18 protein-coding genes and 1 pseudogene are annotated in these 24,780 nt (G+C 43.9%); 12 read left to right on the top strand and 7 right to left on the bottom strand.

All coding sequences use genetic code 11. From position 1 onward, the window contains the following. The first annotated feature begins 7 nt into the window (after positions 1 to 7). Both HMPREF1532_RS00370 and HMPREF1532_RS00365 read left to right on the top strand, forming a co-directional pair. Positions 8 to 373 (top strand): four helix bundle protein, encoded by a 366-nt coding sequence (locus HMPREF1532_RS00370; protein ID WP_025819311.1) that lies wholly within the window; start codon positions 8 to 10, stop codon positions 371 to 373. Positions 374 to 441: 68 nt separating this feature from the next. Continuing rightward, complete coding sequence (locus tag HMPREF1532_RS00365) at positions 442 to 1,110, top strand: bifunctional 4-hydroxy-2-oxoglutarate aldolase/2-dehydro-3-deoxy-phosphogluconate aldolase (RefSeq protein WP_005923218.1); 669 nt, start codon at positions 442 to 444, stop codon at positions 1,108 to 1,110. Between the two features lie 171 nt (positions 1,111 to 1,281). Here the strand turns inward: HMPREF1532_RS00365 and HMPREF1532_RS00360 are convergent, their stop codons facing one another. Next, on the bottom strand, positions 1,282 to 1,521 hold the full coding sequence (locus HMPREF1532_RS00360; RefSeq protein ID WP_005923215.1) for a hypothetical protein: 240 nt from the start codon (positions 1,519 to 1,521) through the stop codon (positions 1,282 to 1,284). 252 nt (positions 1,522 to 1,773) lie between these two features. Here HMPREF1532_RS00360 and HMPREF1532_RS21185 point away from each other — a divergent pair, with 252 nt between their 5' ends. The 4 genes and pseudogenes from HMPREF1532_RS21185 (at position 1,774) to HMPREF1532_RS00350 (ending at position 4,536) form a co-directional block, all read left to right on the top strand. Next, positions 1,774 to 1,971, top strand: coding sequence for a hypothetical protein (locus tag HMPREF1532_RS21185; RefSeq protein WP_129648259.1), 198 nt, complete (start codon positions 1,774 to 1,776; stop codon positions 1,969 to 1,971). A gap of 293 nt (positions 1,972 to 2,264) precedes the next feature. Next, positions 2,265 to 2,606 carry a DUF6686 family protein gene (locus HMPREF1532_RS00355; RefSeq protein ID WP_309005423.1) on the top strand — a complete coding sequence of 114 codons (342 nt, stop codon included), beginning with the start codon at positions 2,265 to 2,267 and terminating at the stop codon, positions 2,604 to 2,606. Between the two features lie 17 nt (positions 2,607 to 2,623). Then, positions 2,624 to 2,882 (top strand): annotated as a pseudogene (locus tag HMPREF1532_RS21655) (hypothetical protein); the annotation flags it as partial. Between the two features lie 55 nt (positions 2,883 to 2,937). After that, positions 2,938 to 4,536 carry an aspartate:alanine exchanger family transporter gene (locus HMPREF1532_RS00350; protein WP_005923211.1) on the top strand — a complete coding sequence of 533 codons (1,599 nt, stop codon included), beginning with the start codon at positions 2,938 to 2,940 and terminating at the stop codon, positions 4,534 to 4,536. Positions 4,537 to 4,852: 316 nt separating this feature from the next. Here the strand turns inward: HMPREF1532_RS00350 and HMPREF1532_RS00345 are convergent, their stop codons facing one another. From HMPREF1532_RS00345 to HMPREF1532_RS00320, 6 genes are all read right to left on the bottom strand, one after another. Then, positions 4,853 to 5,539 (bottom strand): hypothetical protein, encoded by a 687-nt coding sequence (locus HMPREF1532_RS00345; protein WP_005923209.1) that lies wholly within the window; start codon positions 5,537 to 5,539, stop codon positions 4,853 to 4,855. Between the two features lie 48 nt (positions 5,540 to 5,587). Beyond that, on the bottom strand, positions 5,588 to 5,923 hold the full coding sequence (locus HMPREF1532_RS00340) for a DUF3795 domain-containing protein (RefSeq protein WP_005923207.1): 336 nt from the start codon (positions 5,921 to 5,923) through the stop codon (positions 5,588 to 5,590). 359 nt (positions 5,924 to 6,282) lie between these two features. After that, positions 6,283 to 8,013: an ABC transporter ATP-binding protein gene (locus HMPREF1532_RS00335; RefSeq protein WP_005923205.1), complete on the bottom strand. Its 1,731-nt coding sequence runs from the start codon at positions 8,011 to 8,013 to the stop codon at positions 6,283 to 6,285. A 14-nt stretch (positions 8,014 to 8,027) separates the two neighbouring features. Then, positions 8,028 to 9,824, bottom strand: a complete 1,797-nt coding sequence (locus tag HMPREF1532_RS00330; protein ID WP_005923203.1) for an ABC transporter ATP-binding protein — start codon at positions 9,822 to 9,824, stop codon at positions 8,028 to 8,030. After that, positions 9,824 to 10,645, bottom strand: a complete 822-nt coding sequence (locus HMPREF1532_RS00325) for a class I SAM-dependent methyltransferase (RefSeq protein ID WP_005923201.1) — start codon at positions 10,643 to 10,645, stop codon at positions 9,824 to 9,826. The genes HMPREF1532_RS00330 and HMPREF1532_RS00325 overlap by 1 nt, the downstream gene beginning before the upstream one ends. 75 nt (positions 10,646 to 10,720) lie before the next feature. Continuing rightward, positions 10,721 to 11,329: a TetR/AcrR family transcriptional regulator gene (locus tag HMPREF1532_RS00320; RefSeq protein WP_005923199.1), complete on the bottom strand. Its 609-nt coding sequence runs from the start codon at positions 11,327 to 11,329 to the stop codon at positions 10,721 to 10,723. 206 nt (positions 11,330 to 11,535) lie between these two features. On the opposite strand from HMPREF1532_RS00320, the gene HMPREF1532_RS00315 reads away from it, so the two are divergent. From HMPREF1532_RS00315 to HMPREF1532_RS00290, 6 genes are all read left to right on the top strand, one after another. After that, complete coding sequence (locus HMPREF1532_RS00315) at positions 11,536 to 11,859, top strand: hypothetical protein (protein WP_081791225.1); 324 nt, start codon at positions 11,536 to 11,538, stop codon at positions 11,857 to 11,859. A 202-nt stretch (positions 11,860 to 12,061) separates the two neighbouring features. Further along, positions 12,062 to 14,407, top strand: a complete 2,346-nt coding sequence (locus HMPREF1532_RS00310) for a TonB-dependent receptor (RefSeq protein WP_005923194.1) — start codon at positions 12,062 to 12,064, stop codon at positions 14,405 to 14,407. A 442-nt stretch (positions 14,408 to 14,849) separates the two neighbouring features. Next, complete coding sequence (locus HMPREF1532_RS00305; RefSeq protein ID WP_005923189.1) at positions 14,850 to 17,663, top strand: TonB-dependent receptor; 2,814 nt, start codon at positions 14,850 to 14,852, stop codon at positions 17,661 to 17,663. Positions 17,664 to 17,679: 16 nt separating this feature from the next. Further along, positions 17,680 to 18,972 (top strand): DUF4876 domain-containing protein, encoded by a 1,293-nt coding sequence (locus HMPREF1532_RS00300; RefSeq protein ID WP_005923186.1) that lies wholly within the window; start codon positions 17,680 to 17,682, stop codon positions 18,970 to 18,972. Positions 18,973 to 18,992: 20 nt separating this feature from the next. After that, positions 18,993 to 20,528: a DUF6850 family outer membrane beta-barrel protein gene (locus HMPREF1532_RS00295; RefSeq protein WP_005923183.1), complete on the top strand. Its 1,536-nt coding sequence runs from the start codon at positions 18,993 to 18,995 to the stop codon at positions 20,526 to 20,528. Between the two features lie 50 nt (positions 20,529 to 20,578). After that, on the top strand, positions 20,579 to 24,763 hold the full coding sequence (locus HMPREF1532_RS00290; protein WP_244266395.1) for an InlB B-repeat-containing protein: 4,185 nt from the start codon (positions 20,579 to 20,581) through the stop codon (positions 24,761 to 24,763). Positions 24,764 to 24,780 lie beyond the last annotated feature (17 nt).

Here is a 24,780-nt window from a genome sequence, read left to right as displayed (position 1 = left end):
TTCATTGATGGACGCTGAAGATTTGAAAAAACGATTTAAGATGTTCTCGTTGAGAATAATAAAGATGGTAGATGGTATGCCCAATACGATTTCCGGAAACGCTATTGCCAAGCAGATTGTTCGCTCGGGTACTTCTCCTGCTGCTAATTATAGAGCGGCTTGTTTAGGTAAATCAGATAAGGATTTCTTAAATAAACTGAAAATGGTAGAAGAAGAACTTGATGAAACAATACATTGGTTGGAAATTATAAGGGATAGTGGTATGATAAAGGCAGAGAAGTTGCAAGACTTATTGCAAGAAGCTAATGAACTCTATAAGATTATAGTCAGTTCAATTGTTACTTTGAAGGCTCATCAGATTAAACAAGTCTAATCGTATTGTTTTTTATATAATTAAAAGAAATTTCAATCGTAAATTGTTAAATCGTAAATATAAAAGAAATGGCAAAATTTGATAAAATAGCTGTGTTGGATAAAATAGGTTCAACCGGCATGGTACCTGTATTCTACCATAAAGATGCAGAAGTGGCAAAGAAAGTAGTGAAAGCTTGTTATGACGGCGGTGTTCGTGCTTTTGAATTTACCAATCGTGGTGATTTTGCTCAGGAGGTATTTGCCGAAATAGTGAAATTTGCTGCCAAAGAGTGCCCGGATATGGCTATGGGTATCGGATCTATCGTTGATCCGGCTACTGCCGCCCTTTACATTCAGTTGGGTGCTAATTTTGTGGTGGGTCCGTTGTTTAACCCGGAAATAGCAAAGGTTTGTAATCGTCGTTTGGTTCCTTATACTCCGGGATGCGGTTCTGTATCCGAAGTAGGTTTTGCACAGGAAGTAGGTTGTGATCTTTGCAAGGTATTCCCGGGAGATGTGTATGGTCCTAATTTTGTGAAAGGTTTGATGGCTCCGATGGCATGGTCTAAATTGATGGTGACAGGTGGAGTGGAACCGACCAAGGAGAACCTGACAGCTTGGATTAAGGCTGGCGTATTCTGTGTCGGTATGGGGTCTAAACTCTTCCCGAAAGATAAAGTCGCTGCTGAAGATTGGGCTTATGTTACAGCTAAATGTGCTGAAGCATTGGGTTACATTGCTGAGGCTCGTAAATAGAAAAGAGGCTGAGTGATCAGCCTCCTCAAAAATATGCCTCTAAGGGTTAGTTAGTTTAGTTAGATCGAGGCATATTTTTCCATTTTGTTTAAAGGTGTTTAAAGGGGACAGCCATCGGAATGATATTGTTAGTAGTCATTCCGGTGGCTTGTTTTATATATAGAGTTGAAATTAGTGCGCCAACTGATTTTTTACAATCCGGGCAATAATGAGGGCGATGATGTAAAAGGCAGCAAAGCCGACAATGACAAAAATGAAGGGCTTTTGTTCTTCGAATGTTCTGCGTACCGGTGTTGAGACTACCGTACTTGTAGTGTATGCAGTAACTGTTTGTATCGTCTCTTTGGAAGTAACTGTTGCTTGGCAACTGTCTATGTTGGAAATATCTTCCACTTGTTCGCCTGATAACATAAATTATTCTCTTTATTAATCCTTAAATCCAAATACCTTTTCCTATTATCTCCATTAGGAGAGTCGTACAATGATGTTTATAACACGGCTATTAGATTTTGGTTTAATATTTTCTGAAAAATATCTGTTTTCTCAAGACAAATAGTGCTATTTTGCGGGCAAAGGTAATTAAAAAAATAGGAGGCACGGAAGAAAGGCTGTTCTTTTTGGTGAATTTTTGATTTATGTCAATGATACGGTTTATTTCTTTTTGTGGCTAAGAAAATAGATTGGCAGGAATATCAGCAAGATCCATACAAGACTGATGAGCGGCAGATATCGATTATAGAGATACTCTCCATCCTCCGGAATGCGATTTGTCAGGCATTGGATACAGTGGCAGTCAGCATTGGTTTTGTCGTGCATTGTCAACGAAACACAAAGACAGACAATTCCAATAATCAGAATTGAAAGAAGCAGTAGGAGGTTTCTGCGATAATGTAACTGTCTTTTGGGAGACCTTGACGGGGTAACCATAATTGTATGTTTATTTTTCAGTGCAAAGTTATGAACGGACAAAAGAATGATCAATCACTATTTGTAGGTATTACCGCCTTTATGATACTTATAATTAGGGAGAGAGAGAATACCGGTATACCTGAAAAATGCTAATAAAGAAGGTGTAAATCACTATATATGCGTATTGTAGCATTTTAGAGAGTGGCTTATCTTTGTTTCATACTTACAAAATATATGTTATTGTTATGGAACTAATCAATAAAACCCGTTCCGGGATGATTTCCTATTGTGATCATTGCAAAGTCTATCATCTTGAATTCGGTAATCTTTTTTTTCGTTTCACTGAAGATGGTTTTTTACATTTTCGTAATTATGTAGTCGGCATTAATGGGACGGAAGCGGCTCGGATGAATCATGGCTTGATGAGTAATCGTAAGATATTTCTCCGGCTTTCATCGGAGAATGTTTATTTCTGTCTGACAAATGCGGAATTGCAAGAGTTGAAAACACTTGTACTTTTACAAACAGATGAAGAAGTGTTGCAAGACTTCGGACTTACCTTTTTGCAGGATCTTTCTCTGAACTAACTGGCAGGAAGGAGTGTCTTACCGCTTTTACCGCCTGGCTCTTTATGAAGGATAAGGAGAGAGACCTCCATGTGAAAGGTACTTATCTGCATATGGCTGCCCTGGGCATTAAGTACTACCGAGACGGCACTTACCGCTCATATCGTATTGGATGATATGTGTCATATGGAGGAGGCCAAACACCTTATAAGGCATGTGTTAGAGGATACCGGTATTCATCATGTCACTCTTGAGTTTGAATGCGAAGGCAGCACCTGTGATAAAGAAACTTGCTGATTGAGGCTTTTTTGCGTACCTTTGCCTGCCTAAACTAACAAACCCTTTTAAACCTATGTTTACTGATTTATTGAACTCCTCTTATTTCGCGCTTTTTCTCATTGTCGCGTTAGGCTTCATGTTGGGAAGAATTAAGATTAAGGGGCTATCGCTCGATGTATCGGCAGTGATTTTTATTGCCCTGCTTTTCGGACATTTCGGAGTTGTTATTCCTAAAGAGTTAGGCAATTTCGGCTTAGTGCTTTTTATTTTTACTATTGGTATTCAGGCCGGTCCCGGATTCTTCGATTCTTTTCGGAGTAAAGGAAAAACATTGATCCTGATTACAATTCTTATTATCTGTTCGGCTTCTCTCACAGCAGTCGGTTTGAAGTACTTGTTTGATATCGATACTCCCAGTGTGGTGGGACTGATTGCCGGGGCACTTACCAGTACACCTGGACTTGCCGTGGCTATCGACAGTACGAACTCTCCGTTGGCATCCATCGCTTATGGTATTGCTTATCCGTTTGGTGTGATCGGGGTTATTCTTTTTGTGAAATTACTTCCTAAGATAATGCGTGTCGATCTTGATCAGGAAGCACGTCGATTGGAAATAGAACGTCGCGGACAATTTCCGGAATTGAATACCTGTATTTTCCGTGTTTCCAATCCAAGTGTTTTTAACCGCAGTTTGATGCAGATTAATGCCCGTGCGATGACAGGAGCGGTTATTTCCCGTTTGAAGCATGACGAGGAAATATCAATACCTACGGCGCATACGGTGCTTTGCGAAGGAGATTATATTCAGGCTGTGGGCAGTGAGGAGTCTTTGGATCAATTATCTGTGCTGGTCGGCAAACGTGAAGAGGGAGAGCTCCCCTTGGATAAAACGCAGGAAATAGAATCATTGCTGCTCACCAAGAAAGATATGATTAATAAACAATTGGGGAATTTGAACTTGCAACGGAATTTCGGATGTACGGTGACGCGTGTCCGTCGAAGTGGTATCGATCTTTCCCCGTCTCCTGATTTGGCTTTGAAGTTTGGGGACAAGCTGATGGTGGTAGGCGAGAAAGAAGGCATTAAAGGAGTAGCCCGTTTGTTGGGCAATGATGCCAAGAAACTGTCGGATACCGATTTCTTTCCTATTGCGATGGGAATTGTACTCGGAGTTTTGTTCGGTAAACTCAATATCTCATTCTCAGATAGTCTTTCTTTTTCTCCGGGATTGACAGGAGGCGTATTAATGGTAGCGTTGATGCTGAGTGCAGTAGGTAAGACGGGGCCTATTCTTTGGTCTATGTCCGGCCCTGCCAACCAGCTATTGCGACAGTTGGGGCTGCTGTTGTTTCTTGCCGAAGTGGGTACTTCCGCCGGAAAGAACCTGGTTGCTACTTTCCAGGAAAGCGGTTTATTGTTATTCGGTGTTGGGGCTGCTATTACAATCGTACCCATGCTTGTCGCCGTGCTTGTGGGACGTCTGGCATTTAAAATTAACGTGCTCGATCTGTTGGGAACCATTACAGGGGGAATGACCAGTACACCGGGACTTGCTGCTGCCGATTCGATGGTCGATAGTAATATTCCGAGTGTAGCTTATGCGACAGTTTATCCCATTGCTATGGTTTTCCTTATTCTTTTTATACAGATCATAGCAACGGTGGTTTATTAAAAACGATAAACGATTGAGTTGAAAATCAGAGACTATTCGGATGAAGAAATTATTTCTTGTTAGTACCACATGGCTACTGTGTACTCTTTTCGGATACGGATAGAGTATCGAAAGTCGATACACCTATTGGTTAATCTATCGAATCGTTCTCTTTCACCGTGGTATGAATTGTCTTCTGATTCAGGAGACAATTCATACCACGGAATGGGTCTTTAATAAAAGCAATCTGAAACGGTTTAAATAATTTGCCAATACAATCTAAATGCTATATCAGTCGATTCTTAAAAATAACTTTCAAAAGAATGCCGAGTAATATTTAGACAGGCTCTTGGAAAATTTTATTTTCCCTAAAAAATTTGGTTACCTGTTCCAATCCTTTTGCATAACGTTCTCTGTTTTGCTCGGACAGTGGATAGTCTTTGGCCGGAAGAACGGGAAATACTTTTACCGGAAAGTCCGTTGCTTCATAAATTTTGCCGCAGATACTGATAAATGCTTTGCCGTCTACCGGTTGGTAAAATGGGGGAAAGTTTTGTTGTCCGATGCGTCTGGGTTCGGCAGCCTGCAGAAAATCGGCATTACTTTCATAGAAACCCAATTTCTGAAGCCAGTAGTTTGTTTGTAAGGACATGGCCAATACACATTTTATCGAAGGATTTTCTGATAAAATCCATTTGATGTGTTCGATGCCTTTTGCTGCTTTTTCTTCCGGGATGAATGTTCTTTTTCCCTTGGGTGCAGCTTCCACTTCATCATTGCACAGATTGGTTATATATACATCTTCCGGTGTCAGTTGATGGTCGGTAAGTTCCATTATATAATCAAACAGATTGCGCGATTCTACATTTCTACTTCGTTCTCCATGATCTTCCGGAAAATTACGGAAGTAATAATCGGCAAACATGGCATATTTGGCTACTGTTTCGGACCATTGCAGATTTGAATCTTCTCCTACTACAAGTATTTGAGGTGTATTTATGGCTTTCCAGTCTTTGGTTCTCATAGTTGTTTTTCTGTTTTTATTATGTCGGACGATGATTGATGTATCGTCTTATTGTTTTAAATTTTCTTTTGCTGCAGGTGCATGCTGAAAAATGGAACCTACTATCTGGCAAGTATCCAATTCCATACAGTCACCACAAGTGTTGAATCCTTTCTTTTGTACGCACTTTCGGATTTCGCAATACTCGCTGCAATATGCAAATTTCGCTCCGTCTGCACGGCAACCCATGCAATTTATGGTTGCTGCCGTAATCTCCGGAGCATTATTCATCACACTCCATTTCCGGGCAGTTTTTTCTTTTAATTCATTGTCATTTTCGACAGTGGCTATACGGGCATCACAACTTTCGCAATCTAATCCGCAACATGCTATTAATTGTTTCATGATTTAAACAAATTCTTATCCTTTTATTTGTTCAACTCTTTTGGGATAAGCCTTGTTGCAAAGATAACGATTAATTAAAGAGCCGGTCATGATAATCTTAATTTTTTCAATGTTTTGTGAATATAGTCATTATATATGAAAAAGTAATCTTCTTTTTGCGCCTTCACAACATCCGGATGTTGTAATCCAAGACATCCGGATGTTATTAGTTACAACACCCGGATGTTGTGTGTACAAAGAATATATCTTAAGTACTACAGGGATATATGCATTTCTTTATTTTATAAAATACATAAATATCCGACATGAATTTATTATTGATGTACGACACTGGAAACGACTGATGTATGTAGCACAATTTATAATTTCCAACCCATTGTTTTCTCCTGTATGGACCATAAGCGGTGGTAAAGTCCTTTTTGATCCAGTAACTCTTGGTGTGTACCTTGTTCTGCTACGTGTCCTTCTTCCAAAACGATGATTTTATCGGCATTTTTGATGGTTTTCAATCGATGGGCTATCACGATAACCGTACGTCCGGCAATCAGGGTATTGATAGCTTTTTGAACATCCACTTCATTTTCCGGATCGAGAGAAGCGGTAGCCTCGTCAAGTAGTACGACCGGAGCTTCTTTCAGGATGGCACGGGCGATGGAAATGCGTTGCTTTTCGCCACCGGAAAGAGTACATCCACCTTCGCCTACCAAAGTTTCGTATCCTTTGGGCAACTTCATGATGAAATCGTGGCAACAGGCTTTTCGGGCGGCTTCTTCTATCTCGGCATCGGTAGCATCGGGCTTGCCGAAACGAATGTTGTTCTTTATCGTGTCTTGAAAGAGATAGACATTCTGGAATACCATAGAGATGTGCTTCATCAGTGATTCCGGGTCCACTTTCGATATATCTGTTCCGTTAAAGAAAACTTTTCCTGTTTGTGGATCGTAGAAACGGGCGCAGAGCTTCAATAAAGTGCTTTTGCCGCTTCCGGAGGGACCTACCAATGCGGTAAGCGCTCCTTTTTTCATTGTTACCGATACATCATGCAACACCGTTTTTTTCTGATAGCCGAAGGATACGTGTTCCATCACGATATCACCGCTTTCGGGAGATACCCGGTTGCCTTGCATTTCCGGTTCTTTCATGAGATTCAGTATACGTCCGCCGGCAAAAGAGAAATAGCGGAACTCTGCGAAATTGGTCAGTGCCGAGGTAAGAGGATCGAATACCCGTGAACCGACAATAAGGAACATGACGAAAGTCAGCACGGATAATTCCCCGCCCAATAACAGGTAGGTTCCACAAAGTATCATCAACGTCAGTCCGGCACGTACTAACGTAACAGAAAGCAGGATGAAGGGTCCCATTAATGCTTCAAGGCGCATACTGGCACGTTTTAATTCCAGAAAAGCATTTTGCAGGCGGATGAAACGGTCGCCCAACAGGTTATATGCCTTCATTACGCGGATGCCTAACAGATACTCTTCCATACGGTTACCGGCATTTATCTTGGCATGAATCTGTTTTTTGCTTAAGGAGATCTGTATCCGGTTGCTTAAGATAAGCACCAATACGGCCAACGGTAAGGCTATGAACATGGCAAGGGACATCCGCCAGTCAATCCACAGAAGACCGAAGAAGGCCAGTATAGGCATGACCAGTGCCCCCATCAATTGTGGTAGATGGTGTGAAATACCTGTTTCTGCCATGGTGAAGTCGGTAATCATCATGGACGATAAGTCTCCCGGATCGTGCCGGCTGAAGAATCCTAACGAAAGTTTACGCAGATGTTCGGCCAGGTTGATGCGTCCTTCGGCGCTTAGTTCGTAGGCACTACGGAAGTTATGGCGGAATGAGGCCCGTTCGGCAAGAGCCATTGCAATCATGTATACAGCTAAAAGCCCGCATATCCACCAAAGGCGGGTAGTATCCAGTCCCGTTCCGCTTCCGTCGTAAGCCTTGAACAATACGTTGACTGCTTCGATAGAAAGCATGAAAGGGAATATATTTACCAAGTTGGCCAGCATGGTGTAGCCTACCGGTTTGCGTAACCGTTCGGGATGTCCGATCGTTATGTTGTTTATTGCATTCATTATTGTTTTCCTCCTTATTTATTTAATGTCCATTGAGATGCATCGGTATAAGCATCCCACATTTTTTTGTAAACGCCCTCTTGCCGGCACAGCTCCTCGTGTGTGCCCTGTTGCACAACGCATCCTTCTTTCAGCACCACAATACGGTTGGCCGATAGGATAGATGATAGCCGGTGCGCGATAATGATGACTGTCTTATCCCGGATGAGTTTTTGAATGGCAAGTTGCATCTTGTATTCATTTTCGGGATCGGCAAAGGCGGTTGCTTCATCCAGTACGAGGATAGGGGAGTTTTTCAGAATGGCACGTGCTACGGAGATGCGTTGTTCTTCACCACCGGAAAGGTAGACGCCCTCTTCTCCGATTATCGTGTCGTATTGTTTGGGGAGGTGTTGGATAAATTCATCACATTGTGCTGCTTGTGCGGCAGCTATCACTTGTTCGCGGGTAGCATGGGGATTACCCACGCGTATGTTTTCGTAAATCGTATCGAAGAAAAGGAATGAGTCTTGGAAAACAAAAGACACAAGGTCCATTAACTGCTCTGTGGCAATATTCTTTACGTTAGTGCCTCCTATTTTGATCTCCCCTTGCTCCACATCCCAAAAACGGGGTATGAGATTGGCTATCGTCGATTTTCCCGAACCGGACGGACCTACCAGTGCTGTGATTTCTCCGGCACGGGCTGTGAAGTTGATATGGTGTAAAGCGTCTGTCCGGGTGGCTTCCGTTTTGTTTTCGTAGGCGAAACTGACGTCGGTAAAAGTAATATCATACCCGTGTGGCTTCTGAGGATTTAAGCTTTCCGGCATTGTTTTTTCCGAAAAAATCCGGTCAAGGCGGGTTACTCCTTCATCGATTTCTTTTGTACTCGAACCGAGGAAAGTCAATTTGTAAATCGGGGTTGCTACACCCGGCCCCAAGATGATGAAAAAGAGATAGACGGCTGCGAAGGCGATGTTTTGAGGTTGCCCGCTCAGGATAAGTAATCCTACCGGCAGGATAAAAGTTACGATGGAGTTGAGCAACACCATGAAAACCACCATTCCGGGTTGATAGGTATCGCATACTTTCAGAGCATAGGTCTTGTATGCTTCGATTTCTTTATTAAACTGCCGGAAAGAACGGATGCTTTGTCCGAATATCTTGACTACCGGCATTCCCCGTACATATTGCACGGCAGAGGCGCTCATCTTTTCCTGTGTATCGAAGTAGGTCTGCATAAATTCCTGACCGGCCTTGCCGAACATCATGGTGCATTGAAGACCTATCCCCAATGCGATAGCCAACAGACAGACTGCTGCTATCCACCCGTTGAGGGTGAAGAATAAGGTGAACATGATGACCACCGTTGCCAGTACGTTCACCAGATCGGGGATGGTGTGGGCGATGAATGTTTCTATCTTTTCAATATTCTGTTCCATTGTCTTTTTGATAGCTCCGGTCGAAGTCCCGTTTAAGTAGCCAAGAGGTAACCGGCCGATATGTTCGGCAAGTTTTATCCTTAGTCCGTACAGGATACGGAAAGCGGCTACGTGTGATGCCATTAGTGAAGCATACAACAGCAGTAATCCGCCTGTCAGGCCGGCAAAGGCAATCCATCCCCATCGAATCATGTGTCCGCTGTCTGCTTGTGAGATGTTTCCTGCATTTTGCAACAGTTCGTTGGCTACCTGGTATACTGATAAATAAGGAACCAGCATGCAACAGGCACTTCCTGCCGACAAGATGCCGGCCAGTATCAACAGACCTTTTCGTTCACCCGCTATCTCAAACAGGCGGGCGACTCCTTTCTTTTGTTTCTTTTCCATTATTCTATAATTTTATATCCTAAGAGGTGACTGAATTTACGCGAAAGCCCCGGAAACATCCTACAGAATACGCCGAATGCTCCCCAACGTTTCTTTTCGATGTTTTGATAAAGGATATTATCCGTCATTTTCAGTTGCGGTATCCATTGTTCTATGACACGTCCGTTATCTATGGCGCTCAACATACGGGCTTCATTATTATTTTTCAATGCGTCGGGTTTTATTCCTTTCTTCTGGAACATAGACCCGCAAACATCGAGGTGAATCTCTCCGCCCGGAAAGCGCTTGGCAAGGTGGGATAGTACGGATTTCACTTGTTCGTTCGTGAAATACATGACTACTCCTTCGATGATAAAGATAAACCGGGATTGAGGGTGTTTCGATTTCAACCGATCCATCCAGTCGGTATCGAGCATAGAACCGCGCAGATTAATATCGGCAGGTTCTATCGGGAGAAATTCTTCTCGCAGATCGATTACTTCCGGCAGATCGAGTTCGTAGAATGTGGCATTGCGCCGTTCTGTGATTCGTTGGAAACGGGTATCGAGTCCACAGCCGATATTGACTACTATCGGGGAAGGTTCCCGTAAGATGAATTCCTGTACTTTCCGATCGAAGTAACAGCCGCGTACCACACAGCCCAATTCGCTGAGTGGAGCTTTGTCGAATTGTGAAAAGTCATAGTCGATGCGGTTTATCAGTTCACAGGCGAGGTGGTCGTTCATAATACCGTTGGGACGGCGACTCTCTTTAAACCTCATGTAAAGCGGAATAAATAGCGTATTTGCTATTTGGTCGTTGATGGTTACTTTTTCTTTCATATTTATTCTATTATTATAGTTATACGGATTTCGTTCAAAAAAGAACAATGTTCCGGAACGTTCAAAAAAAAGAGCTTATGCATGCATAAGCTCTTTCCATCCTGCCGTTTCAAAGGCAATGTATTCGGAGATAAATATTTTCATATCGTCTTTCTTTATGTGATGCATCACCAGTTCTTCGAGCAAAGTGAATAGCCAGGCGGTATTCAGATGGACGAAGAAGTTGGAGACTTGTATATTCAGATGCGGATATTTTGTTTTCAGATCTTTAAAGAAGATGTCTATCACACGTGTCATTTCATTGGTATAATCTTCGCGGAAGTTACCCAATGAGGAGCCTTGCGCATGAAACAGGAGCAGTTTCAGTTGTTTGCGATAGCGTCCTGCCAATGCCATATACAACTCTATCTCTTTCTTCTGATAATCATGGCTGGTGAACATTTCGAGATTTGCTTTGCTTACGTCGTGGTTGTAGAGCATGGTATAGAGCTCGTCGACTACCGGTTGCAAAATGTACCTGAATAAGCTGTCTTTGTTCGGGAAATAGTTATAGATATTACTCAGCCCTACATCTGCTTTTGCGGCAATCTCGCGCATGGCAGTATTCTTGTATCCTTTACGGATAAAAAGATATTCTGCTGCATCGAGTATTGTTTTTTGTATGTCGCTTTTCAACTTTTGCATATCGCCGAGTGTTATTTATTGTTTAGTTGCAAAGATGGAGAGGTTTCGGTAAACACGAAATACCTAATAATGATGAAAAGATGTATTTAGTTGTACCCAATGGAGGGTATAATGCTGATTCATTGCCGGTAAGGGTTGATTTGTATCATGAATCTGCTTATCTTTGCCCCGGGACTAACAAGATGAAACGACTGTATTTGAATATCATGAAATGGTTCCTTCCTGTACTGTTTATTTCGTACATGGCAGGTATTACGCTCTTCACTCACTCGCACGTGGTGAATGGGGTAACGATTGTCCATTCCCATCCATTCAAAAAAGGGGTCGAGCATAGCCACACTACGGTCGAGTTCCAGTTAATCCATTTCTTAAATCATTTTCAGACCACTGATGCAGGTATTCTTCCTGTATTTGCCTCATTCATCGCTTTACTGCTTTGTACGCTTTTGTGGTGTCCGCAGCGGACGGGGCATTTAACTCCCTGTGTGGGAGTGGTTTCATTGAGGGCACCTCCTTCTTTTCGTTTGTAGTAAATACTTCCGCATGTCTGTGGAAAAGAAAAATCTCTGAGAGCCTGTTTTATTCTTGCTCTTAATTTATTCAAAACAAGTGGCTGCCGGATGGCGGTTAGGGGAGAAGTATGCTTATCATGTTCCTATATGGGAGTATGAGGCTATTTCACGGTCCGCCTATACCTGTACCGTGCGGTTACTTCCTAAAAAACAAACGAAAATGAAGAAATATATATTTATTCTTGCGGGCCTGTATTGTGCCCTTACCTCTGCTATGTCCGGACAACCCGCTCCATTGGAACACTCCGAATTGAAAAAGTCCGATGCCAATATCATCGGCCATGTACTCGATAAGAACAGTGAGGAACATTTGCCGTATATTACAATTGCCCTTAAAGGAACGACTATCGGAACTGTGACAGATGCTACGGGGCATTATTTCCTAAAGAACCTCCCGGAGGGGAATTTTGTGATGGAAGTGAGTTCGGTGGGCTATAAAACCATCACCCGCAGTGTGACCCTGAAGAAAGGAAAAACGCTGGAAGAGAACTTCGAACTGGAGGAAGACGCCATTGCCCTCGATGGGGTCGTGGTTTCTGCCAATCGTAATGAGACTACCCGGCGTATGGCGCCTACACTTGTCAATGTAGTCGATTTAAAGCTGTTTGAATCGACTAATTCCAGTACGCTTTCACAGGGGTTGAATTTCCAACCCGGTGTACGTGTAGAGACCAATTGCCAAAATTGTGGTTTCCAGCAAGTTCGTATTAATGGGCTGGATGGTCCTTATACGCAGATATTGATAGACTCTCGTCCCGTATTCAGTGCGTTGTCGGGAGTATACGGTCTGGAACAGATTCCTGCCAGTATGATCGAACGGGTGGAGGTGATGCGTGGCGGTGGTTCGGCTCTGTTCGGTTCGTCTGCCATTGCCGGTACGATTAACATCATCACAAAAGAGCCGTTGCGCAATTCCGGCCAACTTTCTCATACGATCACCGGTTTCAGCGGGGGCAATTCTTTTGATAACAATACCTCTCTGAACCTCTCTCTTGTGACCGACGATCATCGTGCGGGAGTCTATATATTCGGGCAAAACCGTCATCGCTCGGGATACGATTATGACGGCGACGGTTTTACCGAATTACCGAAGTTGAAGAACCAGACGGTAGGTTTCCGTTCTTATTTCAAAACCAGTACTTATTCGAAACTTACTTTTGAATATCATCATCTGCAAGAGTTCCGCCGGGGTGGAGATATGCTGAACCGTCCGCCTCATGAAGCCAATATCGCCGAGCAACTGGAGCATGCCATTGATGGCGGTAGTTTGAAATTCGATTACTTTTCACCCAATGAGAAACATCGTTTCAGTGTTTTTACTTCGGCTGCCAATACCGACCGGGACAGCTATTACGGTGGCGGACAAGATCCGAATGCCTATGGCAAGACTACCGATTTCACTGTGATGGGAGGCACACAATACATGTATAGCTTCGGGCGTTGTCTTTTCATGCCGGCCGATCTCACGGCAGGATTGGAGTACAACCGTGATCATCTGGAAGATAACATGTGGGGATACAACCGCCATACCGAGCAGACGGTGAATATTTATAGCGGTTTTCTGCAGAACGAGTGGAAAAACGAAAAGTGGGGTATTCTTCTGGGCGGTCGTCTGGATAAGCATAATATGGTAGATCATGTGATCTTTAGTCCTCGTGCCAACCTGCGTTTCAACCCGACAAAGGATGTTAACTTCCGGCTCAGTTATGCTTCGGGCTTCCGTGCTCCGCAAGCCTTTGATGAAGACATGCATATTGAAAACGTCGGTGGTACGGTTTCTATGATCGAACGTGCCAAAGGGTTGAAAGAAGAAAAATCTCAAAGTCTGAGTGCTTCTGCCGATATGTATCGCCGTTTCGGTGCATGGCAGGTGAATTTCCTTGTAGAAGGTTTTTATACTGCCTTGAAAGATGTTTTTGTTCTTGGTCCGTATGAAGACCGGGGAGACGGAGTATTGGTGCGGACACGCTATAACGGTCCCGGTGCCAAAGTGATGGGGTTGACATTGGAAGGCAAACTGGCTTATCTGACACAATTCCAGTTTCAAGCCGGTGTAACTTTACAGCGTAGCCGTTACGACGAACCGTATCAGTGGGACGATGATGCACCGGCTGAGAAAAAGATGTTTCGTACTCCCAATACTTACGGGTATTTCACCGCTACCTATACGCCGATAAAACCGCTGACCATTGCTCTGTCTGGTACATATACCGGTAGCATGCTCGTACAGCGTGCCGCCATCTCTGCCGAGAATGCAGCGATGGGAGAGATGCCCGAACGCCCGGCAGTTGCTCTTATGACCCCCGATTTCTTCGATCTCGGTATAAAAGCAGCCTATGATTTTAAGTTTTGTAAATCGACCGTATTTCAGCTCAATGCCGGTATACAAAACATTTTTCAGGCTTATCAGAAAGATTTCGATCGTGGAGCCAACCGGGATTCCAACTATATTTATGGTCCTGCCACTCCCAGAAGTTTTTTTGCAGGGGTGAAGATTAGCTATTGAGGATACTGTGCCAATGTGCCATTCGGGGTGGTGGCACAGGCAATTGATACCCTTTACCTCTCGACATTACCGGGTGAGCGGGGGCCTTGGTTTATGTACCGTGCTAAAGTCTCCTGAAGACCGTGGTTAGATGCATCGAGCACGGTGCATACTGCTTGTATGGATAGTTCCTGGTGGAGGTAAATACCCTGCTTGCGGTTACCGGCATACCGTTTTATTTATTTTTAGTTGGAAAACGTTACCTTTTTATATCTTTAGATATTTTCTTCTTCGGCTGTCCTGTTTGAATCTGATCATCTTAAGTGATTATTATTCATTGTATTGTTATGGATAAAAAATTACCTATATATAAGTACTGCAATGTAAATGAATACTAATCTATAGGTATTTCCTGCTATCTTATTTTAGCCTTTTTTTGTAGCTTGAAATACGTTCTGGACTTATGAGACAAAAAAAGACAAGATATTGTTTCTTATTTTTATTTCTATTATTATATGCAGGGAACGCTTATACAGCCGATAAGTTAATATTTAGCGGTATTATACGTGACGCGGTTACTCATGAGACGCTTCCTTATGCAACCGTTTTGTTGGAAAGTGAGGAGACACGCCGCTATTCGGCCATAGCCGGTGACGATGGAACGTTCCGGATAACCGATGTTTTTCCGGGCATTTATAAACTCACGGTCTCTTTTATTGGTTACGGACGTCAACAACGTACGGTAGAATTAAAGAAAAGCACGTATATGACTATCGGATTACGCTCCGATAACCAATTGAAAGAAGTCGTTATTACTGCCACTGAGTCGAAAGGACTCGTTTCTTCCTCTAAAATAGACCGTCCGGCTATGCAACATCTGCAACCTACCAGTTTTGCCGATTTGTTGGAATTGTTGCCCGGAGGTATGTCACGTGATCCGGATATGGGGTCTGCCAATACGATCACTTTGCGCGAAACGGGAGTGATCAAAGCAGATGGAACCAAAGGAGATGCCGGGAGTGATTATTCCATTACTTCACTCGGTACGCAATTTATTGTAGACGGTATTCCGATCAATACCGATGCTAACCTTCAAGCTTCGCCTGTATCGGATAATTCGGCGGAGAGCAGCCGTAACATTGTTAACCGGGGGGTAGATATGCGTTCTATTTCTACGGACGACATCGAAAGTGTGGAAGTGGTAAGAGGAATCCCGTCCGCAGAATATGGAAACCTTACGAGTGGAATTGTCAATATAAAAAAGGTGCGTAAACTGACCCCTCTCAATGCGCGTTTCAAGGCAGACGGATACAGTAAACTTTTCTCTGCCGGAAAGGGATTTGCCTTGCCGGGTGCTGAAGATGGGGTAGTGAATGTAGATGTAGGTTATCTGGATTCCAAACCGGATCCCCGTAATAATTTAGTGAACTACAAACGGATGAATACCTCTCTACGTTTTACCTGGAATTATAGCCACGATAACTGGACCATGCGCTATGCTCCGGGTATTGACTATACCGGTTCGTTTGATAATGCCAAAGAAGATCCCGAACTGAACTACGGCAACACGGATACTTATAAATCTACCTATAACCGGGTAGCTCTGACCAATAACTTCCTTTGGACTTTTCCCAAAGTAAAGGCTGTCAAAGGCATCGAGTTGAACACATCTGCCAATGCACAGTTCGATCGTTTGACGCGTCGTAAATTGGTAGCGCCGCAGCGTTATATGATTGTCCCTTCCACAACGGGTGAGGGCGAACATGATGCCACTCTCCTTTTTAAAGAGTATGTGGCAGATTATCTGTCGGATGGAAAACCGTTCAACGCCTTTATCAAATTGAAAGGAGACTTTTCATTTACCAATGGCCCGGTAAAGAATAACGCCAAGGTGGGAGGTGAATGGAGTTATACGAAGAACTTCGGTCGCGGGCAAGTGTACGATCTCACCCGGCCGTTGGCTGCCGGAGGATGGAGTAGTCGTCCGCGAGCTTATAAAGACATTCCTGCATTACAGAATGTGGGTGTATTTATTGAAGATATAATGACAGCGAAAATCGGTCGCCATAAGCTGGAATTAATGGGGGGTATACGTGCGATGGCACTTGTCGGGCTTGACAAACGATACGTTCTGAATAATAAGTTTTACCTGGATCCCCGTATCAACGGATTGTGGAATTTCCCTGCAATCGATCTGGGCAAAACCCATAATCTTGAAATCGCACTGGGGGGTGGTATCGGCTGGACTACCAAGATGCCTACGCTCGATTATCTCTTCCCCGATGCTTATTATAAAGACATTGTGCAGCTTGGCTATTACGATGTTCTGAATCCAGAGCAGAACAGCCGCTTCAACATAAGAAGTTATATCGAAGACCGTACCAACTATGAGTTACGTCCGGCGCGTAATAAGAAATGGGAGTTGCGTGCAGACTTTACTTATGGGGGGAATCGTCTGTCGGTAAGCTATTTCCGCGAATCCATGAATACCGGTTTTCGCTATGTGGCCAATTATACCTCTTATGCTTATAAGGAGTACGATGCAAGTAAGATTACCGGTTCGGCTTTGCAGGGACCTCCGTCACTGGACGATCTGCCCTACACTGATAAGAAAATATTGGGAGGATATAATAAAGCGACCAATGGAAGCCGTCTGCTGAAAGAGGGAGTGGAATTCCAATTCCGTTCACAGCGTATCAAGCCGTTACGTACGGTGGTAAATCTCAGTGGGGCATGGTTCCGTTCCACTTACACCAACAGTATCCGTATGCCGCGCACCGTATCCGAAATGGTGGATGGCCAATCGATATCCGATTCGTACATTGGTATCTATAACTGGGACGACGGGAATGTCTATCAGCAGTTTAACACGAACCTGATGTTCGATACGCAAATACCGGAGTGGGGATTGATTTTTTCTACTTCGTTGCAATGCATGTGGTTTACCAGCAAGCAGGCTTTTTATCGTGACGGAGTGCCCGAAAGCTACCTGTGGGCAGAGGATGGACAGGAACATCCCTATACGGAGGCATCGAAAGAAGACCTTTATCTGCAACATCTGATTATTCCCATCAGTTCGGGAACTTTTGATAAATATACCGTTCCGATGGCCTTCTATGTCAATCTGAAAGTTACGAAGAAGATAGGGAAGTATCTTAATTTAGCATTTTTTGCCAATAAGCTCTTAGATTATACTCCCGACTTTAAAAGTCGTGGATTGACAGTACGCCGGAATGTAGAACCTTATTTCGGCATGGAGTTGAATTTTAGTTTATAAATAAATTATTCGATATATGAAGTACGAAAAGAGTTTGTTTTTATCGGTATTTGTTATTCTGTTGTCAGGTATTACTGCTTGTAATGAATTGGAGGATGTATCGAGAACCGTCACCGGGGTTACCGTGAAGCTTCCCGACGACCTGTCCGGTGCATCGATAGCGAACGATACCCTTACTTTCCAGAACATATCCAGTGGATTGTCTGTAAAAGTGCCGGCTACAGAGAAACCGGAATTGCCTCAGGGATTATACAACTGTTTCTATAAAGCCGATGTAACCTATGTAGATGAAGGACGTACAGTGAAAGGGCGCTTGCGTGGCGCTTTGGAAAATGTGAATCTTACATCCGGGAATGTGTCATTAACGATGAATACCCATCTGCTGATTGATAAGGATGATTTTATTATCGAAGAAATTTTCTTTACGGGTACGTTACGGGAGAGCGGTAAACAATATTATGGCGATTCGTATGTGAAAATCTACAATAACACGGACCATGTGTTGTATGCCGATGGTCTGGCGCTGGTGGAATCCAAATTCGTCTCTACACAGAAGTATGATTATACTCCGGACATCCGTCAGGACACGATGACGGTACATGCCATTTACGTTGTTCCGGGCAGTGGTGAGGAGCATCCGGTACAGCCCGGTGAGAGTATGGTGATTTGTGATACCGGCATCAACCATCAGGTGGCCAATCCGAACTCTTTTGATCTTAGTGAAGCCAATTTTGAATGGTATGATGTCTCCACTTCACCGGACAATATGGATATTGACAGTGAAACGGTGGAGAACCTCGATAAATGGTATTGCTATACGCTTTCTGTCTTTGTGCTTCATAATCGCGGTTTCCGTTCGTATGCGCTGGCGCGTATGCAAGTTCCGAAAGAGGAATATCTGAAAAAATTCTTTTATAAATACGAATACATTATATCGAGTCCGCAAGGCAATTATCCCTGGTCTCAGAAGGCTTATAAACTGCCGAACGACTGGATTGTCGACGGAGTGAATTGTAGTGTGGAAGCAGAACGTCAATGGAACGTATTACCGGCTACCGTAGATGCCGGATGGACTCATTGCGGAAAGATAGATCATGATAAGGACCGTTATTTCAAGAGTGTCCGGCGGAAAATGCTTTATCTGGATGAGAACGGTCACAGGGTATTGCAAGATACGGATAACTCGACGGACGATTTCAATACAGAATGTATACCTTCTCTTATCGAAGAACAAAATACGGCGATAAGTGCCGATGGTAGGAAGGCAGAAACGTTGACATACGACGGAGTACAACCCGTTGAAGAATGACTTTAACCCCGACATCTATCATGAGATACTATTTAATGACTGTTTTATTCTTTTCCTTTTTAGGGCTGCATGCTGCCGACGCCGACAGCCTGTCTTTGTACGGGCGTATGCGAAGTAACGGTACGACGGCAGAAAGCGGGTTTTTCTCTTTGGTTTATGATAATCCGGCAATGAAATACGTCTGGCATCCCTCGACACTGAATGAATTGCGTGCAGGAGGAGAGTATATTCATGAAGAACAGCCTTCGTTGGCGGAGGAAGGGGATGGCAGATATATGGGTTTTGTGGATGTGCGCTCTTTTATCCGTAAGGGGAATAGCAGCCTGTGGGGAGAAGCCCGCTATAAGAACGGGAAGAAAACAGGACGGCGTTGGAATGAGACTTCGGATTATCTGCTGTTATATCCTTATGTGATGGGAGATACAGTAGGTGGCGATCTGAAATCCGAGCAATATTATTTCTCCGGAGGATATGCTTATCGCAAAGGAAGCTATACCATCGGTGCGGAGGGGTCTTATGGTGCCGATATCGAGTATCGGAATGCGGATCCCCGTCCCAAAAACCTGACGGGTGATTTGTATTTTACAATCGGCATGTCTTGGAAAACCGGCAACCATTATGCATTGGGATATTCTTTGCATGCCCGCAAGTATAAACAGACCAACGATTTGCAGTTTTATAACGAATTGGGAGTCCCCAATATTTATCACTTCACCGGATTGGGTACCGATTATTATCGTTTTCGTGGGGCAAAAGGGAAGTCGTTTTATAAAGGACGTTCTTTTGGCGGAAGTGTGAATCTTTCACCTTTCGATGCCGGTGAGGGAGGTTTTGCCGTTTCTTTGCTTTACGATCATTTCTCTTTTGATAAAATAATTTCTTCCCTCAACGAGTTGCCGATGGCATCCGTCGGTGAACATGACCTGCGAGGAGAGATTGCCTGGCGTAGTAGCAAAGATAGATTTTCACGTTGGGGGATGAAGTTGGAAGCCGCATTTACCAAACGTACCGGAACGGAGAATCTGTTCGGAGACGCTTCCGGTAATATTTATCCGCAGATAGCAGAAGATGAGATGTATATGAATCGGATAAGTCGTGGGGTACTGTCGGGCTTTTACGAATATACGTATCGGTCGGGGACTGTTTTTTCAATCATTCCCTCCATAGGATATACCGATATGAATACCCGTTATGTATATCCTCGTCGTGAAATGGAGATTCACCGGTTGCATTCTCAGTTGATGCTAAAAGCGATGTTTCCTTGCGGTCATTGGCTGCTGCGTGGAGAGTTGGGAGGAAGATATGTTGCTTCCCTTACCCCCGAATTGCAGTTGCCGGCAGTTGAAACGGAAGAAGCAAAGAAGTTGAATCAGCCGGTATATGGCAATTATGGTTACTTGGCGGCCAATCAGGCGGGTTTTCAGGTAGCAATGAGGGGAGATTATTCCCGACATAAGGCCTATGGTTTGTTTTTGGAGCTTCGGTATGTATATGGACACGATACGCGGCCTTCTGCAGCAAATAGCCTGACGGCTTCTGTAGGAGTCGCTTTTTAAAGAGATGATGGATAACTTGTATTTATATTAATAAACAAAGTAAAATGAGTATGAAACAAAAATTACTATTGCTAATGGGAGGAATGATGTTGACAGCCTTTTCTCTTCCCTTAGCTGCACAGAGTATTAGCTGGACGGATGATAGCCAGAAACCGGATACCTTGTGGTATACCGAACACAAAGAAGGAACAGAATACACATTGACAAAGCCGGAAGAATTGGCCGGCCTTTCTGTATTGGTGAATACTTATCAATATACGTTCGAAGGGAAAACCATTAAGTTGGGTAATGATGTGAGTTTAGCTAAGACGGTGGGTGAAGAAACTGTTTTATGGACTCCTGTCGGTCTTTATATCAAAGGCCACAAGATCGATATTCCTTTTAAAGGAACATTTGACGGGCAGGGACATACTGTTGACGGCATGCAAGTATCGGGAACGATAGAAGCTGTCGGACTTTTTGGTAATTTGAGCGGCGCGACTGTCCGTAATCTGGTTATCGGTTCCAACTCTTCTGTTACGTCCACCAATTCAAGTGCCCAGATTGGATCTGTTGCCGGTCTTCTGACTAAAAGCCGTATCTTGAATTGTACCAATCATATGCCAGTGTCTTCTCCCGGAGGAACCAATGTTTATGTGGGTGGTATCATCGGGCGTATGAATGTGAGCGGCTACATTGGAGGATGTAAGAATTATGGTGAAGTAAGTAATCCCGGTTCTGTGGGAGGTATTACTGCCAGTACCAATAAAGCGGATACAGTGGTCAATTGCGTCAACTATGGTAAAGTAACGGGAAAAGATGCAGATAATTCTTATACAGGAGGTATAGTCGGTTATCTTTATGAAGATTCACGCGTGTTGAACAATGCAAATTATGGTTCGGTAATTCGTGGTGGTGGCATTGTTGGGAAAGCGGTAGCTGGTTCTTATTATGCCGGTATTCGCGGGCGTTTGAATAACAACCTTAATATGGGTGAGGTAAGCTTGGATGATAAAAAAGGATATAGTATTGTGGCAAGTGCCAGTTATACGTTTATCAGCCGTAATTATTCTAAGGATAACGGAGGAAAATCCGGTGAAAACGGGGTCGCTTTTACTGTGCTGACTGATGAGCAGTTAAAGAGTGAAGCCCTGCTCAAAGAGCTCACGGCAAATGCCGGTTATGAGAATGCTCTTTCGGGAGGAGTGCTTGGCGCCACTGCCTGGAAACTGGGTGAAGAGGGGTATCCGGTACCTGATGCCGATGTGGCTGCGAATGCCTATCGTGTTAATGTAGCTGTTTCTCTGATGGGCGAACTTGTTACTCATCCGTTGGCAACTGATGATGCGCAGGCATTTTATCATACTCCCGGAACGCAAGTGACTTTAGATGTAAAAGCCTTTGCAGGATATACATTCTCCGGGCTTAAACTGAATGGAGAGATCAGCGAGGGCAATACTTTTACCATGCCCGAAAGAGATGTGGAAGTAACCCTGCTGTTTGATTCCGGCGAAGCCTTGACTTGGGCAGATATGGCGCAGTATGCCGAGGCCGGTGCGGACTATAAGTTAGAAGGAGAAAACTATGAAATTTATACAGCCAAAGGATTAGCTTATGCTGCTTCCAAAGTAAATGCAGGCGAAGGTAGTGAAAATACATTTATCCGTTTGGGTAGTGATATCAATTTGGGAGTACCTAATGCTGCCGGAGATACTTTACTCTGGATGCCGATGGGAACAGACGATCATCCTTTTAACGGAATATTCGATGGAGCTGATTATACCGTTGATTATATGCATATAAATGCAACGGCAGAGAAGTATGCCGGATTGGTCGGAAAAGCCGATGGTGCAGAAATCAAGAATATAAAGATTGGCGAAAATAGCCGTATCTCTTCTGCACAGACGTATTTAGGAGCAGTGGCGGGTGCCGTATCCAATACTTTGGTGACTAACTGCCATAATGCTGCCAACCTGACTTCGACCGCTATGTATGTCGGTGGAGTTCTGGGAGATGCAACTGGAGCGAAGACGGTTATTTCAATGTGTTCCAATACTGGTACTGTTACAACCACAGCGAATATGGCCGGAGGAATAACGGCCCGTTTAGGAGATAACAATGCGGTATGCGTTCTATACAATTGCTTTAATACAGGGGCTATTTCGGCTAAAGGAACAGCCGGTGGCATTGTGGCCTTCTTACAAACACCGACTGCCGGTACAGGCAAGAGTTTAGTAGCTAACTGTTATAATACAGGCGATGTAACTGCTGATGCAAATACCGCCGGTGGTATAGTGGGACAAATCAATATGTTCTCCGAAATAAAGAACTGCGTAAGCAGTGCCAAGGTGTCTGCCGTTAAGCAATATGCAGGTGGTATTGTCGGTAATAATAATAACAAAAACAACCCCGGCCCAATCACCCGTTGCTATTATCTTGAAAATACGGTAACATCCGGTTCCGATATGAATACGAGCGGAAATGCCCTTACTGCAGAGCAGATGTACGGATCGGCTCTTGTCACGGAAATGTCGAACTTTGCCGGTTATTTGAATAACAAGGAATTGACTTCTTATTTGCAATGGGTGAAGGTAGCTAACTCCTGCCCGAATTTTGATGCTAAAAACACTGTTGCTGCATCTGCTTACATTTTAAGCGTGAAGGAGCCCGAACATGGAAAATATGAATTAGTGAAACCGGTTGCTGTATTGGCACAGGATTCCACTACTATTTTTGTGAAGAAGAATACTGCTGTGGAGTTTGCAACTACTCCGGATGAAGGGTATGTGTTCTACGCACTACGCGTGAACGGTGATTTACAAACTGAATATGTGAATAATTTCCGTACTGCCACCGGTGATGTGGAAGTAGAAGTCTTGTTCAGTCTTCCGAGACGTTGGGATCAAGTGGCTTCTGAGGCCGTAGCGGGAACAGATTATGCCGAGACTGAAACCGGTTATGAAATTCATACTCCGCTCGGATTGGCTTATATTACTGATAAAGTAAACAATGGCGGTGATATGATGGCAGGTAAACAAGTGGCTTTGACAGCCGATATTGACCTTACTCGCGAGAATGCCGATGGAATTGCCTTTACCTGGCTGCCTATCGGTAGTTCATCCAAGAATTTCAAGGGTGCTTTTGACGGTCGTGGCCATAGTGTGAAGAATATGCTTGTGAATGCAGGTACCGGTTATGGTGGGTTGTTCGGCTACGTTTCCGGTGATACGATTGCCAATGTCACTATTTCCGGTAAATCATCGGTAACGGGAACTAATTATCTGGGAGCAATTGCCGGTTATTTGAATTCGAAGGCGGTTGTCTTGAACTGTAACAATGACTCCTGTCGTATTACTACATCTTCTACCTATGCCGGCGGATTGGTCGGAAATGCCGGTAGCGGTTGTAAGGTTATCAACAGTTCTTCTACCGGTTCCGTTTCCGGTACGGATAAAGTTGGAGGTATCGTAGGATACATTCAGGGAGAAGTTATTGCTTGTTTGAGTACGGGTAAGGTTGTTTCCGGAGCTAAAGGTGGAGCTATCTTAGGTGATGGATATAATCCGGTGGTTACCCGTTCTTACCGTCAGGAAAGTATTGTCGAGGCTGCCAATGAAAACGTATCCGGTACGGCTCTTGAAATTGCAGATATACAATCGCAAGCATTGGCTGACGAGATGACTGCTTATGCCGGTTATTTGAATCGTACGACGGGAAGTGATCTTGCCGGCTGGACCTATACGGAAGAGCACTCGCCGGTAAGCAGCAGCGTAAAAGCCGGTGATGCTTATAAGGTGTCGGTATCTACGGAAATGGTTAACGGTACTCTTGCCTTACCTGTTCTGTTGACGCAGGATGAGGAAGCGGAATTCTATGCTGTGGCCGGTAATCCTGTGAAACTGACCATCACACCGGATGAAGGTTACCAGTTGGATGTACTGACGGTTAATGAAGAACCCGCTACACTGACGGATGATTCTTTTGTGATGCCTGCTACTGATGTAATGCTTGCCGCTACCTTCAAAACAGGTGGTGTAGGGATTGAAAAGGATGAGGCTGATTTTATTCGTATGTGGACTTCTAATGCTACTTTGTATGTAGTACTTCCTCAACAAACCTCTGTAATGATAGCCGGAACAGACGGACGTATCCTGATAAATGAGTTAGCGGAGGCCGGTACGGTATCTTATCCTTTGGAACGGGGGCTGTATATATTGAAAATAGGCGATGCTTCTTATAAAGTGGTTGTTAAATAAAAGTGTAAATCAATAAA

This window comes from Bacteroides salyersiae WAL 10018 = DSM 18765 = JCM 12988 (assembly GCF_000381365.1).
GTDB lineage: Bacteria > Bacteroidota > Bacteroidia > Bacteroidales > Bacteroidaceae > Bacteroides > Bacteroides salyersiae.
The sequence above is the reverse complement of the archived record's forward strand: the minus strand, read 5'-3'. Positions and strand labels throughout refer to the sequence as shown.

Bases quoted from the DNA above. Each gene is read 5' to 3' on its own strand.
- HMPREF1532_RS00320 (WP_005923199.1), bottom strand. From the start codon at position 11,329: ATGCAAAAGTTGAAAAGCGACATACAAAAAACAATACTCGATGCAGCA.
- HMPREF1532_RS00305 (WP_005923189.1), top strand. From the start codon at position 14,850: ATGAGACAAAAAAAGACAAGATATTGTTTCTTATTTTTATTTCTATTA.
- HMPREF1532_RS00345 (WP_005923209.1), bottom strand. From the start codon at position 5,539: ATGAGAACCAAAGACTGGAAAGCCATAAATACACCTCAAATACTTGTA.
- HMPREF1532_RS00325 (WP_005923201.1), bottom strand. From the start codon at position 10,645: ATGAAAGAAAAAGTAACCATCAACGACCAAATAGCAAATACGCTATTT.
- HMPREF1532_RS00360 (WP_005923215.1), bottom strand. From the start codon at position 1,521: ATGTTATCAGGCGAACAAGTGGAAGATATTTCCAACATAGACAGTTGC.
- HMPREF1532_RS00290 (WP_244266395.1), top strand. From the start codon at position 20,579: ATGAAACAAAAATTACTATTGCTAATGGGAGGAATGATGTTGACAGCC.
- HMPREF1532_RS00355 (WP_309005423.1), top strand. From the start codon at position 2,265: ATGGAACTAATCAATAAAACCCGTTCCGGGATGATTTCCTATTGTGAT.
- HMPREF1532_RS00335 (WP_005923205.1), bottom strand. From the start codon at position 8,013: ATGAATGCAATAAACAACATAACGATCGGACATCCCGAACGGTTACGC.
- HMPREF1532_RS00300 (WP_005923186.1), top strand. From the start codon at position 17,680: ATGAAGTACGAAAAGAGTTTGTTTTTATCGGTATTTGTTATTCTGTTG.
- HMPREF1532_RS00310 (WP_005923194.1), top strand. From the start codon at position 12,062: ATGAAGAAATATATATTTATTCTTGCGGGCCTGTATTGTGCCCTTACC.
- HMPREF1532_RS00330 (WP_005923203.1), bottom strand. From the start codon at position 9,824: ATGGAAAAGAAACAAAAGAAAGGAGTCGCCCGCCTGTTTGAGATAGCG.
- HMPREF1532_RS00340 (WP_005923207.1), bottom strand. From the start codon at position 5,923: ATGAAACAATTAATAGCATGTTGCGGATTAGATTGCGAAAGTTGTGAT.
- HMPREF1532_RS00295 (WP_005923183.1), top strand. From the start codon at position 18,993: ATGAGATACTATTTAATGACTGTTTTATTCTTTTCCTTTTTAGGGCTG.
- HMPREF1532_RS00370 (WP_025819311.1), top strand. From the start codon at position 8: ATGGACGCTGAAGATTTGAAAAAACGATTTAAGATGTTCTCGTTGAGA.
- HMPREF1532_RS00315 (WP_081791225.1), top strand. From the start codon at position 11,536: ATGAAATGGTTCCTTCCTGTACTGTTTATTTCGTACATGGCAGGTATT.
- HMPREF1532_RS00350 (WP_005923211.1), top strand. From the start codon at position 2,938: ATGTTTACTGATTTATTGAACTCCTCTTATTTCGCGCTTTTTCTCATT.
- HMPREF1532_RS00365 (WP_005923218.1), top strand. From the start codon at position 442: ATGGCAAAATTTGATAAAATAGCTGTGTTGGATAAAATAGGTTCAACC.